This is a genomic window from Streptococcus oralis (assembly GCF_023109195.1).
In the GTDB taxonomy this organism is placed as follows: domain Bacteria; phylum Bacillota; class Bacilli; order Lactobacillales; family Streptococcaceae; genus Streptococcus; species Streptococcus oralis_BV.
On sequence record NZ_JALDUB010000009.1, the window covers coordinates 1,739 to 1,963 of the forward strand.

General features: G+C 45.8%; 1 pseudogene. It reads right to left on the bottom strand.

The window, feature by feature from the left end:
• Positions 1 to 225 (bottom strand): annotated as a pseudogene (locus tag M1F65_RS09930) (hypothetical protein); the annotation flags it as partial.

The window sequence follows — 225 nt, forward strand, 5'->3', positions numbered from 1 at the left end:
GCTGGTTCCAATGGTTTCTCTGTCTCATATGTTGGCTCTTCTGGTTTTGATGGCTCCGGTTGATCTGGAGTTTTTACTGGTGGAGTTGGCTCATTTTCATAGTTTGGTGCTACTGGAGCTGGTTCCAATGGTTTCTCTGTCTCATATGTTGGCTCTTCTGGTTTTGATGGCTCCGGTTGATCTGGAGTTTTTACCGGTGGAGTTGGCTCATTTTCGTAGTTTGGT